The sequence below is a fragment of the Microbacterium invictum genome (genome assembly GCF_014197265.1).
Taxonomy (GTDB): domain Bacteria; phylum Actinomycetota; class Actinomycetes; order Actinomycetales; family Microbacteriaceae; genus Microbacterium; species Microbacterium invictum.
Window position 1 is genome coordinate 373,150 of record NZ_JACIFH010000001.1, and the last position, 15,139, is coordinate 388,288.

The following is a 15,139-nucleotide window of genomic DNA, read 5'->3' on the forward strand; positions in this document are numbered from 1 at the left end:
CCACGCCGCGTGCGGTGCCGCGGGCGTACGCTGCGCGACGACGGAGTGATCGCCAGGCTGTCCCACGACTGTGGGCGACCTACTCGCGGCACGACCTGCGAGCCACCGGATGGACGGCGAGACGAATCACCGCGGACGTACGCGCTGGGCGGCTCGCGCGTGCGCGTGAGGATGTCTATCTCGCGCCGGAGGCGGATGCCGACTGCTATTCCGCCTGCGCCGTCGGAGGCCGACTCACCTGCGTGTCAGAGCTCGCCCGCTGGGGCGTGTTCGTCCTGGATGGCGCCGACGGCCTGCACGTCGAGGTGCTCTCGACCCGGTCGCGGCTGCGGTCGACGTCGCGCCATGCCCGCGTGCACTGGTCGCGCCGTGTGCCGGACGGCTGGTCAAGTGTGGATATCGTAGACGCCCTCGTGGCAGCCGTGCAGTGCCAGTCCGTGCGGGGCGCCATCGCCACCCTGGACTCGGCGCTGCACCTGCGACTGATCGGCGACTCTGAACTCAACGAGGTGTTCGCCGCGCTGCCTCGTCGCCTGCGGATACTTCGCCGTCACCTCGACCGCCGCGCCGAATCCGGTGCAGAGAGCCTGATGCGTCTGATGTTGCTGCGGCTCGGATGCCGCGTCGAGGTCCAGCGGCAGATCACGGGTGTCGGGCGCGTCGACTTCCTCGTCGACGGCTGGTTGATCATCGAATGCGACAGTGAGGCCCACCACGCCGGCTGGGCGCAGCAGAAGAAGGATCGCCGCCGCGACCAGGACGCCGCCAGACGGGGATACGTGACGTATCGCGCGATCGCGGAGGACATCTTCTGGCATCCTGAGCGGCCACTCGAGGCGGTGCGGGGGCTGCTTCTAGCCTGGCCGCGCAGGTGATCGGGCGTTGCTGAGGCGTGGCCGCAATGGTGGGGCGTGGCGCGGGCCAGTGGGGCGGGGCTCGGGTGGGGAGGGCGTGGCCGCAATGGCGGGGCGTGGCGCTCATCAGACAGGAGATTCTGCGGATCCCGGGCGTGTCTGGTGCTGGAGGGGATGCCGGCGGGCGCTCATCCTGCGACACGAACACCGCTGCGCGCGCCGCGTCCTGCCGCGATCTCACACCGTGCCCGGCCCCAGTGCCGCCGGCCCCGCGCCGGCCGGCTGGCGCCAGTGCCGCCCGCCCGGCCCCGCGAGGCCGGCCGGCCCCGCGCCGGCCGGCCGGCACCGCGCCGCCCGCGACGGTCAGCGGCGTCCTATGCGTCGTTCGAGCTCGGTCGCGGCGGTGGTCAGCAGGCCGGCCAACTCGGTCTGGTCGCGGTCGCCTTCGTCGGGCCAGGTGACGGCGATGCCGGCGGCGGGCCAGCCGGCGTGGTCGCGGATGGCGACGCCCACCGACCGCAGGCCGATGGTGACCTCGCCGTCCTCGCGGGCGAACCCGTCGGCGCGCACCGCGCGCAGCACTTCGCGCAGCTGAGTCGGAGTGCGGGGCCCCCGGCCGGTGCGATCGGCGAACGCGGCGGCGTCGGGGTACAGCGCACGCACCTGCTCGCGGGGGAGAGCGGCGAGCATCGCGCGCCCCGTCGCCGTCAGGTGCGCCGGCAGCCGTACGCCCACGTCGGTGACCAGTGCCGGGCGGCGCGGCGCACGTTCCTCGACGATGTACACGACATCGCGGCCGCTCATGACGCCCAGATGCGCGCTCTCGCCCGCCCGGTCGGCCAGCGCGGCGATGAGCGGTCGGCCCAGCCGAGCCAGCGGCTCCTGGCGCAGGTAGCCGCCGGCGAGCTCGAACGCGGCCGTGCTCAGTCCCCAGCGCCGGTCCGCCGCCAGATGCACCACGAAACCGTGCTGCTCGAGCGTCGCCAGCAGGTGGTAGACCGTCGAGCGGGGGATCGCCAGCGCCGTCGCGAGCGTGCGTGCGGCCACCGGCCCCGGCTGCCGGGCCATCAGCGACAGGATCCGCAGCGTCTGATCCGCCGCGGGCACCTGCGGACGATCGGAGGTGGCATCCGCACCCGCGGCGACCGAACCCGCGCTGTCTGGTATCACAGACACAGGATGCCATGAACACCTGGCACCGGGCACCGGGACGGGGTGGAATCGGATCATGGCCACCGCTCCCACCGTCACCCTCGGCATCGACGTCCTCACGATCGACGATGTCGTCGCCGTCGCGCGGCACGGCGCAGCGGTCGCGGTGTCGCCGGAGGCCCTGAGCCGGGTTGCCGCCACGCGCGCGCTCGTCGAGCAGCTGGCCGACGACCCCGAACCTCACTACGGCATCTCGACCGGATTCGGGGCTCTCGCCACCACGTTCATCGCGCCCGAGCGGCGCCGGCAGCTGCAGGCGAGCCTCATCCGCTCGCACGCCGCCGGCACCGGCGCCGAGGTCGAGACCGAGGTCGTCCGCGCGCTGCAGCTGCTGCGGCTGCAGACCTTGGCATCCGGCCACACCGGGGTGCGCCCCGTCGTCGTGGAGACCTACGCGGTCATGCTCAACGCCGGCATCTCCCCGATCGTCCGCGAGTACGGTTCGCTCGGCTGCTCGGGCGACCTCGCGCCGCTGGCGCACGTCGCACTGGCGGCGATGGGCGAAGGCAGCGTCCGCACACGTGACGGCGAAGAAGTGGATGCCGGTGACGCGCTCGCCGCGGCCGGCATCGCCCCGCTGGTGCTCGAAGAGAAGGAGGGCCTCGCCCTCATCAACGGCACCGACGGCATGCTCGGCATGCTGGCGCTCGCGATCCACGACCTCGATGCCCTGCTGCTGACCGCCGATGCGACCGCCGCGATCTCGGTCGAGTCGCAGCTGGGAACCGACGCCGTCTTCGCCGCCGACCTGATGGCGCTGCGCCCACAGGTCGGCCAGGCCGACTCGGCGGCGAACCTTCGTGCCCTGCTCGCAGGCTCGCCGATCGTCGCGAGCCACCGCGACCCGGCGGTGTGCACCCGGGTGCAGGACGCCTATTCGCTGCGCTGCTCGCCGCAGGTGCACGGCGCGGCGCGCGACACCGTCGACCATGCGCGGATGATCGCCGCACGCGAACTGGCATCCACGGTCGACAACCCCGTCATCACCCTCGACGGGCGGGTCGAGTCGAACGGCAACTTCCACGGCGCCCCGGTGGCATATGTCCTCGACTTCCTCGCGATCGCCGTCGCCGATGTCGCCTCGATCGCCGAGCGCCGCACCGACCGCGCCCTCGACCGCACGCGCAGCCAGGGCCTGCCGCCGTTCCTGGCCGACGAGGTCGGCGTCGACTCGGGGCTCATGATCGCGCAGTATGCCGCGGCCGGCATCGTCTCCGAGCTCAAGCGCCTCGCGGTCCCCGCGTCGGTGGACTCGATCCCGTCGTCGGCGATGCAGGAGGATCACGTGTCGATGGGATGGTCGGCCGCCCGCAAGCTCCGCCGCGGGATCGACGGCCTGGCGCGGGTGCTCGCGATCGAGCTGGTGACCGGATGCCGCGCGCTCGACCTGCGGGCGCCGCTGAGCCCGGCGCCGGGGACGGCGGCCGTGCGCGACCTCGTCCGTACGGTGGCCGAAGGGCCGGGGCCGGACCGGTTCGTCTCGCCCGAGATCGAGGCCGTCACCGGGCTCGTGCTGTCGGGCAGTGTCGCCCGCACTGTGAAGGAGTGGATCTCATGACCGGACCCCGCACCGTCCGCGCCGCGCGTGGCGCCGAGATGACTGCGAAGAGCTGGGGCGCCGAGGCCGCCAAGCGCATGCTCATGAACAACCTCGACCCCGAGGTCGCCGAGCACCCCGAGGACCTCGTCGTGTATGGCGGCACCGGCCGCGCGGCGCGCTCGTGGGAGGCGTTCGACGCGATCGTGCGGACCCTCGACGAGCTCGAGCCCGACGAGACCCTGCTCGTGCAATCCGGCAAGCCGGTGGGGGTCTTCCGCACGCACGAGTGGGCGCCGCGCGTGCTCATCGCGAACTCGAACCTCGTGGGCGACTGGGCGACGTGGCCCGAGTTCCGACGGCTCGAGGCACTCGGCCTCACGATGTACGGACAGATGACGGCCGGATCGTGGATCTACATCGGCACGCAGGGCATCCTGCAGGGCACGTACGAGACCTTCGCCGCGGTGGCCCGCTCACTGGGACGCGACGACCTCGCCGGTACCCTGACACTGACCGGAGGAGCCGGTGGCATGGGCGGTGCGCAGCCCCTCGCGGTCACGCTCAACGGCGGCACGGTGCTCATCGTCGACGTCGACGAATCGCGACTTGCCCGCCGTGTCGCGCACGGCTACCTTGACCAGTACACGACCGATCTCGATGCGGCCGTGGCACGCGTCCTCGCCGCCAAAGACGCCGGCGAGGCACTTTCCGTAGGGGTCGTCGGCAACGCCGCCGATGTCTTCCCCGAGCTGCTGGCCCGCGGAGTGGCGATCGACATCGTCACCGACCAGACCAGTGCCCACGACCCGCTTGCTTACCTGCCGGCATCCATCGCCTTCGACCAGTGGCGCGCCGAGGCCCAGCGCGACCCGGAGGAGTTCACCGAGGCCGCCCGCGCGTCGATGGCGCGGCACGTCGAGGCGATGGTCGGGTTCCAGGATGCCGGGGCCGCGGTGTTCGACTACGGCAACTCGATCCGGGCAGAGGCGAAGCTGGGCGGATTCGAGAACGCGTTCGCGTTCCCGGGCTTCGTGCCGGCGTACATCCGGCCGCAGTTCGCCGAGGGCCGCGGACCGTTCCGGTGGGTGGCGCTGTCGGGCGATCCGGAAGACATCCGCAAGACCGACCAGGCCGTGATGGCGTTGTTCCCGGAGAACGCCGGGCTGGTGCGCTGGCTCACCAAGGCCGCCGGCGCCGTGCACTTCGAGGGACTGCCGGCCCGCATCTGCTGGCTCGGGTACAAGGAACGCCACCTCGCCGGGCTGAAGTTCAACGAGATGGTCGCCTCGGGCGAGCTGGCCGGCCCGATCGTGATCGGCCGCGACCACCTCGACGCCGGCTCGGTCGCCTCGCCCTACCGTGAGACCGAGGCGATGGCCGACGGCTCCGACGCGATCGCCGACTGGCCTCTGCTCAACGCGCTGCTGAACACGGCGTCCGGTGCCTCGTGGGTCTCGATCCACCACGGCGGCGGCGTCGGCATCGGCCGCTCGATCCACGCCGGGCAGGTGATCGTCGCCGACGGCACGGCACTCGCCGCCGAGAAGCTCGAGCGGGTGCTCACGAACGACCCCGGCACGGGCGTCATGCGACATGTGGATGCCGGGTACGAACGCGCCGTCGACGTCGCCCGCGAGCGCGGACTGAACGTGCCGATGCTGGACCGCTGACGATGACCGCAACGCTGCTGACGAACATCGGGGAGCTGACCACCAACGCCGGCGCCCCCGGTGATCCCTGCGGCACGATCCGCGATGCCGCCGTCCTGATCGAGGACGGCGTGGTGGCGTGGGCCGGCCCGGTGGTGGAGGCTTCGCGCGCTGGCGGGGACATCGAGGTGGTCGACGTCGGCGGACGCGCGGTGATCCCGGGGTTCGTCGACAGTCACACCCACCTCGTGTTCGGCGGCGATCGTGCCGACGAGTTCGAGGCGCGCATGGCGGGAACGCCATATGCTGCGGGTGGCATACGGCGCACGGTGGATGCCACCCGTGCCGCGGGCGACGACGAGTTGCGCGCCCGACTGGCGGCATTCGTCGCCGAGCTGCACGCGCAGGGCACCACGACGTTCGAGGTGAAGACGGGGTACGGACTGACGGTCGACGACGAGGCCCGGCTGGTGCGCATCGCGGCCGAGGTCACCGACGAGGTCACGTTCCTCGGGGCGCATGTGGTGCCCGCCGAGTACGCCGACGACCGGGCCGGCTACGTCGACCTCGTGTGCGGCCCGATGCTGGATGCCGTCGCCGCGCACGCCCGCTGGATCGACGTGTTCTGCGAGCGGGGGGCGTTCACACCCGCCGAGAGTGAGCGCATCCTCACCGCCGGAATCGACCGGGGACTGCAGCCCCGCGTTCACGGCAACCAGCTCGGGCACGGCGAGGGCGTACGCCTCGCGGTCGAGTTCGGCGCGGCATCCGTCGACCACTGCACCTACCTGTCCGAGGACGACGTGGCAGCCCTGGCCGCATCGTCGACGGTCGCAACGCTGCTGCCGGGTGTCGAGTTCTCCACGCGGCAGCCTTACCCCGATGCCCGACGTCTGCTCGACGCGGGCGTCACCGTGGCCCTCGCCAGTGACTGCAACCCGGGGTCGAGTTTCACCAGTTCGATGCCCCTGATGATCGCCCTCGCGGTGCGCGAGATGGGCATGACTCCCGCGGAAGCGGTGTGGGCGGCGACCGCCGGCGGAGCACGCGCGCTGCACCGCGACGACGTCGGCCACCTCGGCCCCGGTGCCCGCGCCGACCTCGTCGTGCTCGACGCGCCCACCCGCGTGCACCTGGCCTACCGGCCCGGCGTGCCGCTGGTCGACGCGGTCTACCGCGACGGCGCGCTCATGGGCAGCTGACCGCCGGCGCGGCGGCGGACGACGGATCGGCCCCTGGGCCACCCCGCACTCCGTGTGCACGACTCCGCCTGAGATCGGCTACCTCGGGGTGTCGAACGTCCAGTCGTCGGGGTCGACCGCGGTCGCGACGTCCCAGTCGTCGGTGGTCTCCCACATGAAGGTGGCGACCGCACACGTCGGCATGTGGCCGATGCCGCCGCCGGACAGGCGCTCGGCGAGGACCGTCATGCCGGGGTCGTGCGCGACGACCACGACCCGCACGAGCCCTGTCGCCGCCGCGGCGGCCAGCAGATGCGACCCGGGCGCACCGTAGAGGTCGGCATCGAGGCTCAGCTCGCTCCCCAGCGCATCGGCGAACGCCGCGGCCGTGCTGCGTGCGCGCAGGGCCGTCGACGACAGCACCAATTCGGGACGGAACCCGGTCTCAGCCAGCCGCGCCGCCATCACCGGGGCGTCGCGCTGCCCGCGCGCATTGAGCGGCCGGTCGTGATCGTCCAGTCCCGGATCGCCCCAGTCGCTCTTCGCGTGTCGCACAAGCACGAGTGTCGTCATGTCGTCGCCCTCCCTGCCAGCAGCTCCAGCACGCACAGTGCCGCGAGGCGCACCGTCCGCCCGTCGGGGGTATCGGCCGTGGCATCCACCTCCACGATGTCGGCACTGCGCACGCGCGGGTCGGATGCCACGCCGCGCACGAGCGCGCGCAGCTCCCACCCCTGCAGTCCGCCGGGCACCGACGCCGGGCACCCGGGCGCGACCGAGCGGTCGCACACGTCCACGTCGATGTCGAGATGGACCTCGCTGCCCCCGGCACCGGCGACCTCGAGCGCCTCGGCGACCACGTCGGCGATACCCCGGCGCCGCAGGTCGTCCTGCGTGATGACGGTGATGCCGAGGTCGGCGGCCCGGTGGGCGTAGGCGGCCGAGTTCGCGAAGTCGGCGATGCCGACCTGCACGATGCGCTGCGGGTCGAGGCCGTCGTCGACGAGGCGCCGCACCGGGGAGCCGTTCGAGACGCCGTCACGCAGGTCGAAGTGTGCGTCGAGGGTGATCAGCCCGGACGCGTCCGCACCCTGCGCCACCGCATAGGTGATCGAGTTGTCGCCGCCGAGGGCCACGATCAGTCCCGCCTGCGCAGCCATTTCGCGCACCCGCTCGCGCACGCGCCCCTCGCCGTCGGGGCCGTCCGGATCGGCGATGTCTCCGGCATCCGCGATCCGCAGCGCCTGCTCGAGGTCGACCGGCGGCGGACCCATCAGCGTCGGGCTGTAACGCTGCAGCGCGTCGCGCACGGCGGCCGGAGTGGCGTGGGCACCGGTCGGCGACAGCGAGGTGCGGAACGCCGGCACCCCGAGCAGCACCACGTCGATCCAGTCCTCACCGGCGACCTCGGGCCAGCTCCCAGCGCGGGGCCAGAGCGGGTCGGCGCTGAGCGCGGAGACGGTCATCAGCCCAGCACCAGATGCGCGATCGTGTAGATCGCCAGACCCGCGAGGGCGCCGACGATCGTGCCGTTGAGGCGGATGTACTGCAGGTCGCGACCGACCATCAGCTCGATCTTCTCGGTCGTCTCGGCCGGATCCCACTTCTCGACCGTGTCGGTGATGATCGACGCGATGTCGTGCCGGTAGCGGTCGACCAGGAACACCGCGGCGTCGGTGATGCGGTCGTCCACGCGCCGCTGCAGGGCCGGGTCGGTCGCCAGGCGCGCGCCGATCTCGGCGAGGGCCGCGGTGACCCGCCGGCGCAGCGGGCTCTCCGGGTTCTCGAGTGCGCGCAGCAGCCCGGCCTTGGCCGTGTTCCATGCCTCGGCGGCGAGCTCGCGCACGCGCGGGCTGTCGAACACCGCACCCTTCGCGTCTTCGAGGCGGTCGATCGTGTCCGGGTCGTGCTGCAGGTTGTCGGCGAGCCGGGCGAGGTAGCCGTCGACGGCGGCGCGGGCGGGGTGGGTGGCGTCGCGCTGCACGGCTTCGGCGAACTTCACGGCCTCGTGGTAGACGGTGTCGTCGACCAGGCGCATCGCGATCGACGGCACCCACGACGGCAGGCGTCGCGAGACCAGGCCGCTGAACGCATCCTGATTGGCATGCAGCCACGTCGCGATGCTGTCCACGGCGAGGTCCACCGCACCGTGGTGCGCACCGGCATCCACCACCCGGGTCAGCCACGCACCCAGCGTCGGCGCCCACTTCGGATCGATCAGGTGCTCACGGGCGAGGTCGCTGATGAGGTCCTGCACCTCGTCGTCGCTGAGCGCCTGCAGGATGCCGGTGGCCATCGTGGCGGCCTCGGCGGCGACGATGTCGGCGTGCTCGGGTTCGCGCAGCCATTCGCCGGCCCGGCGTGCGATCTCGACGGACTCGAGCTTGCCGCGCACGACCGAGCCCTCGAGGAAGTTCGTCTCGACGAACTCGCCCAGGCTCCGCCCGATCTCATCCTTGCGCCGGGGGATGATCGCGGTGTGGGGGATGGGTATGCCCAGCGGATGCCGGAACAGTGCCGTCACGGCGAACCAGTCGGCCAGGGCGCCGACCATGCCCCCCTCGGCGGCCGCGCGGACGTACGCGAGCCAGGGGTACTGGTCCTGCAGGACGAACGCGATGACGAACACGATCGCCATGAAGATGAGCGCGCCGAGGGCGACGCCTTTCATGACTCCGAGGGCGCGGCGACGCTCCTGGTCGGCGGGGCTCAGAAGTGCGGTCGGAGTTCGAGCCATGGGGTCATCCTCGCACGGGTCGCGAAATCACCCGGGAATCATCCAGCGCGGATGACGTGGCCGGGGCGACGAGCCCGCACTATAGCTCACAGCCCGACGGCCCCGTCGAGGCGGTCCGCGATGGGTGGGAGGCTCCGGTGGACAATTCGGTGTTCGAGGTTGTCGTGCAGGGCACCCTGGGTGCCGACCTGATCGCGGCGCTGGACGGCTACACGGTCTCGGCCGACGGGCGGGGGCGTTCGCGCATCGTAGGGCCCGTCCGCGATCAGGTACGGCTCATCGGCCTGCTCTCGATGTTCGACGACCTCCACATCGAGGTCATCTCGGTGAACCCCGTCGACGCATCGCCGCAGTGATTCTCATCCGTGCCGGGTGACGCACCGTGGCCGCGCCGATCCTAACTTCACGTATGGCGGGTGTCGGACCCGCCCCAGTCAGTGAAAGGTGACGAGATGGATCTCTGGGGATGGATGGCATGGTTCTTCTGGATCTTCGTGTTCTGCGCGTATCTGATGGTGCTGTTCTCGATCATCGGGGACCTGTTCCGCGATGACAGCGTGAACGGCTGGCTCAAGGCGGTCTGGATCATCTTCCTGGTCTTCGTGCCCTTCCTGACGGCGCTGGTCTATCTGATCGCCCGCGGACAGGGCATGCAGAAGCGATCGATCGCGCAGGCGCAGGCGCTGCGCGAGCAGCAGGACAGCTATATCCGCGCGACCGCGGCCTCGGCCTCGGCCTCGCCGGCGGAGGACATCACCAAGGCTGCGGCGCTGCTCAGCCAGGGTGTGATCTCGCAGGCCGAGTTCGACACGCTCAAGGCGAAGGCCCTCGCGGGCTGAGAGGACCCGGGTGCAGATGATGACGAACTTCGACTACGGTCCCATCGAGTTCTACACGATCGGCTTCGACGGCGATCGCCCCGGCCCCGCTGTCCTCCAGGCGATCGACGACCTCGTCGACTCGGGTACCGTGAACCTGCTCGATCTGGTCTTCGCGACCCGCGCGCCGGACGGCGAGCTCACCGTGGTGGAGCTGTCCGACACGACCGACGACGCCGGAGTGCCCGCACTCGACCTGATGGGGCTCGCGGGGCTCGACGACATCGAGCTCCTCGCAGAGAACGTGCCGCCCGGCAGGTCGGCGGCGATCCTCGTCGTCGAGCTGCTGTGGGCCAAGGCCTTCGCCTCGGCCCTGTTCGATGCCGGCGGGTCGGTGATCAACCGGGCAGGTGTTCCTGCCCCCATCGTCAACGCGTTCCTCGCCGAACACGTTGAGTAGAGGAGGAAGACATGCTTCGACGAATGGGTCGCCCCGGACTGCTCGGGATGGCGGCGCGCACCGCGGTGGTAGCGGGCACCGCGACGGCCGTATCGGGCGGCGTCGCCCGGCACCAGCAGGCGAAAGCCGAAGAACAGGCCCAGCAGCAGGCGTGGGACGCGCAGCAGCAGCAAGAGGCGATGGATGCCGCCGCGGCCAGGGCCGTCGCCGACACGCAGCCGCAAGGGGCACCCCCGAGCGGCGCCGGAGCGGGAATGCTCGAGCAGCTCACCCAGCTGGGCACCCTCCACTCGCAGGGCATTCTGTCGGATGAGGAGTTCGCCGCAGCCAAGGCAAAGCTGCTGTCGTGACCGACGCCGACCGGAAGGTCACCCCGAAGAAGTCGATGACCGTCGTCCAGGCGTCGTTCATCGGCGTCGGGGCGATGGTGGGGGCGGGGATCTTCGCCCTCCTCGGCGCAGCCGGGGCGGTCGCCGGGTCGGCGGTGTGGCTGTCCTTCCTCATCGCCGGCCTCATCGCCGGGCTGCAGGGATACTCGTTCGCGAAGCTCGGGGCCACGTATCCCTCCGCCGGGGGAATGCTCGCCTACCTCGCCAAGGGGTTCGGCGAAGGGCACGTGACCGGCATCGTGTCGTGGCTGTTCTACATGACCGGCGCCATCATCGCCGCGATGGTCGCGACCTCGTTCGGCGGGTACGCCAGCTCGGTGGTGGCCGGCAATGATCCGGGCTGGGCCGTCGTCCTGGCGATCGTGCTGGTCCTGGTGATGACGCTGCTGAACATCGTCGGATCCAACGCGGTGGCGCGGGTGCAGTCGCTCATCGTCAAGGTGGTGCTGGCGATCCTCACGGTGTTCGCGGTGGTGACCATCGCGAACTGGAACCCCGCGCTGCTCGACCCCGCAGGCTACCCGGGTGTGCGCGAGATCATCTCGAGCGTGGCGCTCACCTTCTTCGCCTTCCTCGGCTTCGGCGTGATCACCTTCACCGGGAAGGACCTCCGCGACCCGCGCCGGCAGCTGCCGCGCGCGATCTATCTCGCGCTGGCGATCGCCACCGCCATTTACGTGGCGGTGTCACTCGGCGTCTTCGGCACGCTCACGGCCGACCAGGTGGTGGAATACGGCGCGACGGCGCTGGCCGAGGCGGCAAAGCCCACCCTGGGCGAGACCGGATACGTGCTGATGGTGATCACGGCGCTGTTCTCGACAGCGGGGGCGGTCAACGCAAGCCTGTACCCCGCCACCGGCATGACCCGGCATCTGGCCGAAGTCGGGCAGTTCCCCGGCGTGTTCGCCCATCGCATCGGCGGCCGGGCGGGCGTCGGCCTGGTCGTGATGGCCGTGCTCACGATCGTCATGATCACCGTCCTCGACCTCAACAGCATCGCGTCGCTCGGCAGTGCGGTGGCGCTGCTGATCTTCTCGGCGGTGACCGTCTCGCACTTCCGCACCTACCGGGAGACCGGGGCCAGCCTCATCGTGCTCATCATCGCCCTCGTCGCCACGCTGGGGACGTTCGTCGTGTTCGCGCTGACCACGCTGGTGGCCGAGCCCAAGACCGCGATCGCCCTCGTGGTCACCCTTGCGGCGGCGATCCTGTGCGATCTCGTCTGGAAGCGGGTCCGCAGCAGAGGCAAGACGGACGCCGAGACCCCATGAGCACCGACGACGCCCCCACGCCCTTCAACGGACGCCTCGCGCTCCTTCTCGCGATGGCCATGTTCGTGCTCGTCGTGGACACCTCGATCATGAACGTGTCGATCTCGGCGGTCGTGCGCGACCTCGATACGACGGCGAGCGGCGTGCAAGGAGCCATCGCCCTCGAAGCACTGGTGTCGGCGGCCTTCATCCTCATCGGTGGTAAGACCGGCGACCTGATCGGCCGCAAGCTGGCGTATGTGCTCGGACTGCTCGGCTACGCCGTCGGGGCGATCGCCATGACGCTCGCGCAGGACCTGACCGCCATCCTCATCTTCTGGGCGCTGATCGGGGGGCTCGGGGCATCGCTCCTGCTCCCGTCGATGCAGTCCCTCATCCACGGGAACTTCTCCGGCGCCCACCAGGTGCGGGTGTACGCCCTCGTCGGGGCGTCGGCAGCGATCGCCGCGGCCGTCGGCCCGCTGCTGGGCGGGGTGATCACGACCTTCCTGTCGTGGCGCATCGGGTTCCTCATGGAGGCGGTGATCATCGGCATCGTCCTGCTGGGCATCGGGCTGGTCAAGGACGTCCGGTTCACCGGCGATCGCTCGATCGACATCGTCGGATCCGCGCTGTCGGTGATCGGGATGGGCGGCGTCGTCCTCGGCATCCTGATCTGGCAGGAAGGGGGCGGCTATGTCGGACTCACCATCGGGATCGGCATCCTCGCGCTGGCCGGGCTGTGGTTCTGGCTCAAAGCCCGCAAGCGCCGCCAGAAGGCCACCCTCCTCGATCCCGCGCTCCTGGAGTCCAAGCCGTTCCGCACCGGGGTGAGCGGGCAGCTGCTGCAGCAGATCGCGCTGGGCGGCACGATGATCGTGCTTCCGCTGTATCTGCAGATGGTGCTCGAGTACAACGCGCTGTGGGCGGGGGTGTCGATCGCCCCGCTGTCGCTGAGCATGTTCGCGGTCGCCCTCGTCGCCGGTCGCCGGGCCAAGAACCGGCCCGCGAACCTGATCATGACCGGCTTCATCCTGGTCGTGGCCGGACTGCTCATCCTGCTGCCGATCATCCCGATCGCCGACTCGGGCTGGTACCTCACGGTGCCGCTGATCATCAGCGGGTCGGGGCTCGGGCTCTTGGTCTCGCAGCTGAACAACTACACGCTGTCGCCGGTGTCCGACGAGCGGGTCAGTGAGGGCGCCGGGGTCAACTCGGCGGCCGGTTCGTTCGGGCTCTCGTTCGGGCTCGCGTTCGCCGGCGCGATCATGCTCGCCGCCCTGGCCGTGTCGTTCACCTCGCTCACGAACTCGAGCACCATGCTCTCCCTCGAACAGCAGCAGCAGGTCGCGACGGTCCTGGAGGAGGACGCCCAGCTCGTCTCGAACAGCGGGCTGACGCAGCTGCTCGCCGATCAGCCGCCCGAGGTTGCGGACGAGATCGTGCGCATCAACACCGAGGCGCGCCCGGTGGCGCTGCAAGTGGCGCTGCTGATCCCTCTCGCGGCGGGCGTGCTCGGAATCCTGAACGGGCTGCGCATGAGGCGGCTGCCCGATCCGAAGGCGTCGTCGGCTCCCGACGGCATGCTGCTGGGCTGAGCGGTCGACCCGCCGCTACGGGGCGGCAGGGTCGTCGGCCACACCACGGTGGCTGCGGAACAGCTCCCAGTCCGCGCGGGAGACGTCGGCGTACGCATAGCTCCACTTCATGATCGCCTCACCGACGGCGCGGCCGCCACCCACGTAGCCCACCACCGCGGATGCGGCCGGGGACTGACCGTGCGCACGGGCGATCGTGGCGGCGCACACTTGGGCGTACCAGCCGAACGCGTCGTCCTCTAGCGTGTCCATGTCGAACCCGCCCTTCTTGTCGTGGAACTGCCGCACGTAGAACGCGCGCTCCTCACCGCCGCCGCTCGGCGTTCCCCGCAGATGCCCGAGGAACGGGTCGGACACCGCCTGGAGGATGCGCTGCATGGCCACCACGCGGCCACCGTCGCCGTACTGGTCGATGTACCGGCTGACCGCTTCGGGCTGCGGCACACCGCCGTACCGGATCAGCGCGCTCCTGCCGGCCTCCTTGGCCTGGAGCAGCATCGTGTGGCCGTCGCCGTCCTGCAGCGCCAGCACGTAGCACCGTGTTCCCACGCTTCCCACCCCGACGACGCGGCGCACCACATCCGAGATCGCATACTTCTGCAGCAGGACGCGGATGTCGACCTGCGCGGAGTGGACGTAGTCGAGGTAGACCTCGCGCACCCGGCGGCCGGTGTCCTCGTCGACGTGGACCACCTTCGGCGGGTCGTCGATGAACACCCGTCGTCCGTGGTCGTCGGTCACCGTCAGCCGTTCTGCGGCCCAGTCGCCGGTGTGCTTCTCGGCCGCGCGGATGGCCGCTCGCAGCGGCTTGCGGGCCTCGGGATAGGCGTCCCTCGCCGCTTCGGCGTCGAAACGGTCGAAGTAGCGCGCGAGTGAGCTTCGCCCCGCCCCGGTCCGCAGCGCGTGCGCATACGTCCGCACCGCGGCGAGTGCGGACTCTTCCACGACGCGATCGTCGCGGGACGTGGACTGGCCGGCGATCACGATACTCGTGACCAGCCGCTTCACATCCCACTCCCACGGGGCCCACGCCGCCTCGTCGAAGTCGTTGAGATCGAATACGAGCGTGCGCTGCGGGGACGCGTACAGACCGAAATTCGACACATGCGCGTCGCCGCACGAGCCCACCCGCAGATCGGTCCCCGGCGAGTTCGCCAGGTCGGCTGCCATCAGCGCGGCGGTGCCCCGAAAGAACGCGAAGGCGCTCGCCGCCATGCGCCGGTTGCGGAGCGGGATGAGCTCGGCCACACGGGTGGTGTCCTGCTCGTCCAGGATGGCCATCGGCTCGCGCCGCTCAGCCGACAGCTCCGCGAGCAGGCCACGGGGAGTGCGCGTGCGGGCAGCGCGGCCCTCGGCTGCGAGCTCGGTGAATGACGGTGGCGCAACCCAGTTGCCCGCCGCGCCGCCAGGCGTGGTCTTCATGAGGGACAGTGTGACGGTGCCGCACCGGC

General features: G+C 70.9%; 15 protein-coding genes. 10 read left to right on the forward strand and 5 right to left on the reverse strand.

The features are described 5' to 3' along the window. The first annotated feature begins 242 nt into the window (after nt 1-242). Entirely contained in the window at nt 243-875 is a 633-nt protein-coding gene (locus BKA10_RS01875; protein ID WP_183498347.1) for a putative endonuclease domain-containing protein, read from the forward strand. 342 nt (nt 876-1,217) lie between these two features. On the opposite strand, the gene BKA10_RS01880 is transcribed toward BKA10_RS01875, so the two are convergent. Further along, complete coding sequence (locus BKA10_RS01880; protein WP_248199098.1) at nt 1,218-2,030, reverse strand: IclR family transcriptional regulator; 813 nt, start codon at nt 2,028-2,030, stop codon at nt 1,218-1,220. 52 nt (nt 2,031-2,082) lie between these two features. On the opposite strand from BKA10_RS01880, the gene hutH reads away from it, so the two are divergent. Genes hutH through hutI form a run of 3 tightly spaced genes read left to right on the forward strand, consistent with a single transcriptional unit; the run spans nt 2,083 to nt 6,457 of the window. Beyond that, complete coding sequence (gene hutH, locus BKA10_RS01885) at nt 2,083-3,624, forward strand: histidine ammonia-lyase (RefSeq protein ID WP_183498349.1); 1,542 nt, start codon at nt 2,083-2,085, stop codon at nt 3,622-3,624. Beyond that, on the forward strand, nt 3,621-5,276 hold the full coding sequence (gene hutU, locus BKA10_RS01890) for a urocanate hydratase (RefSeq protein WP_183498350.1): 1,656 nt from the start codon (nt 3,621-3,623) through the stop codon (nt 5,274-5,276). The genes hutH and hutU overlap by 4 nt, the downstream gene beginning before the upstream one ends. Nucleotides 5,277-5,278: 2 nt before the next feature. After that, complete coding sequence (gene hutI, locus BKA10_RS01895; protein ID WP_183498351.1) at nt 5,279-6,457, forward strand: imidazolonepropionase; 1,179 nt, start codon at nt 5,279-5,281, stop codon at nt 6,455-6,457. A 78-nt stretch (nt 6,458-6,535) separates the two neighbouring features. Here hutI and BKA10_RS01900 read toward each other — a convergent pair whose 3' ends face one another. The 3 genes from BKA10_RS01900 to BKA10_RS01910 are packed head-to-tail and all read right to left on the reverse strand — an operon-like array spanning nt 6,536 to nt 9,173. Continuing rightward, complete coding sequence (locus BKA10_RS01900; RefSeq protein WP_183498352.1) at nt 6,536-7,009, reverse strand: SixA phosphatase family protein; 474 nt, start codon at nt 7,007-7,009, stop codon at nt 6,536-6,538. After that, the gene (locus tag BKA10_RS01905) at nt 7,006-7,902 is read right to left on the reverse strand and encodes an agmatinase family protein (protein ID WP_183498353.1); all 897 of its coding nucleotides are present in this window, start codon (nt 7,900-7,902) and stop codon (nt 7,006-7,008) included. The genes BKA10_RS01900 and BKA10_RS01905 overlap by 4 nt, the downstream gene beginning before the upstream one ends. Continuing rightward, nucleotides 7,902-9,173: a DUF445 domain-containing protein gene (locus BKA10_RS01910; RefSeq protein ID WP_183498354.1), complete on the reverse strand. Its 1,272-nt coding sequence runs from the start codon at nt 9,171-9,173 to the stop codon at nt 7,902-7,904. The genes BKA10_RS01905 and BKA10_RS01910 overlap by 1 nt, the downstream gene beginning before the upstream one ends. A 137-nt stretch (nt 9,174-9,310) precedes the next feature. On the opposite strand from BKA10_RS01910, the gene BKA10_RS01915 reads away from it, so the two are divergent. The 6 genes from BKA10_RS01915 to BKA10_RS01940 all read left to right on the forward strand — a co-directional run bounded on the left by BKA10_RS01915 (nt 9,311) and on the right by BKA10_RS01940 (nt 13,688). After that, nucleotides 9,311-9,529, forward strand: a complete 219-nt coding sequence (locus tag BKA10_RS01915; RefSeq protein ID WP_183498355.1) for a DUF8691 family protein — start codon at nt 9,311-9,313, stop codon at nt 9,527-9,529. 96 nt (nt 9,530-9,625) lie between these two features. Beyond that, on the forward strand, nt 9,626-10,012 hold the full coding sequence (locus BKA10_RS01920) for an SHOCT domain-containing protein (RefSeq protein ID WP_183498356.1): 387 nt from the start codon (nt 9,626-9,628) through the stop codon (nt 10,010-10,012). Nucleotides 10,013-10,028: 16 nt separating this feature from the next. After that, nucleotides 10,029-10,451, forward strand: a complete 423-nt coding sequence (locus tag BKA10_RS01925; protein WP_241740115.1) for a DUF6325 family protein — start codon at nt 10,029-10,031, stop codon at nt 10,449-10,451. An 11-nt stretch (nt 10,452-10,462) separates the two neighbouring features. After that, nucleotides 10,463-10,801 (forward strand): SHOCT domain-containing protein, encoded by a 339-nt coding sequence (locus BKA10_RS01930; protein WP_241740030.1) that lies wholly within the window; start codon nt 10,463-10,465, stop codon nt 10,799-10,801. Beyond that, entirely contained in the window at nt 10,798-12,111 is a 1,314-nt protein-coding gene (locus BKA10_RS01935; protein ID WP_248199096.1) for an amino acid permease, read from the forward strand. Before BKA10_RS01930 ends, BKA10_RS01935 begins: the two co-directional genes overlap by 4 nt. Next, on the forward strand, nt 12,108-13,688 hold the full coding sequence (locus BKA10_RS01940) for an MFS transporter (protein ID WP_183498357.1): 1,581 nt from the start codon (nt 12,108-12,110) through the stop codon (nt 13,686-13,688). Before BKA10_RS01935 ends, BKA10_RS01940 begins: the two co-directional genes overlap by 4 nt. Before the next feature lie 15 nt (nt 13,689-13,703). Here the strand turns inward: BKA10_RS01940 and BKA10_RS01945 are convergent, their stop codons facing one another. Further along, a complete protein-coding gene (locus tag BKA10_RS01945) occupies nt 13,704-15,110 on the reverse strand; it encodes a DUF2252 domain-containing protein (protein WP_183498358.1) in 1,407 nt (468 codons plus the stop codon). Nucleotides 15,111-15,139 lie beyond the last annotated feature (29 nt).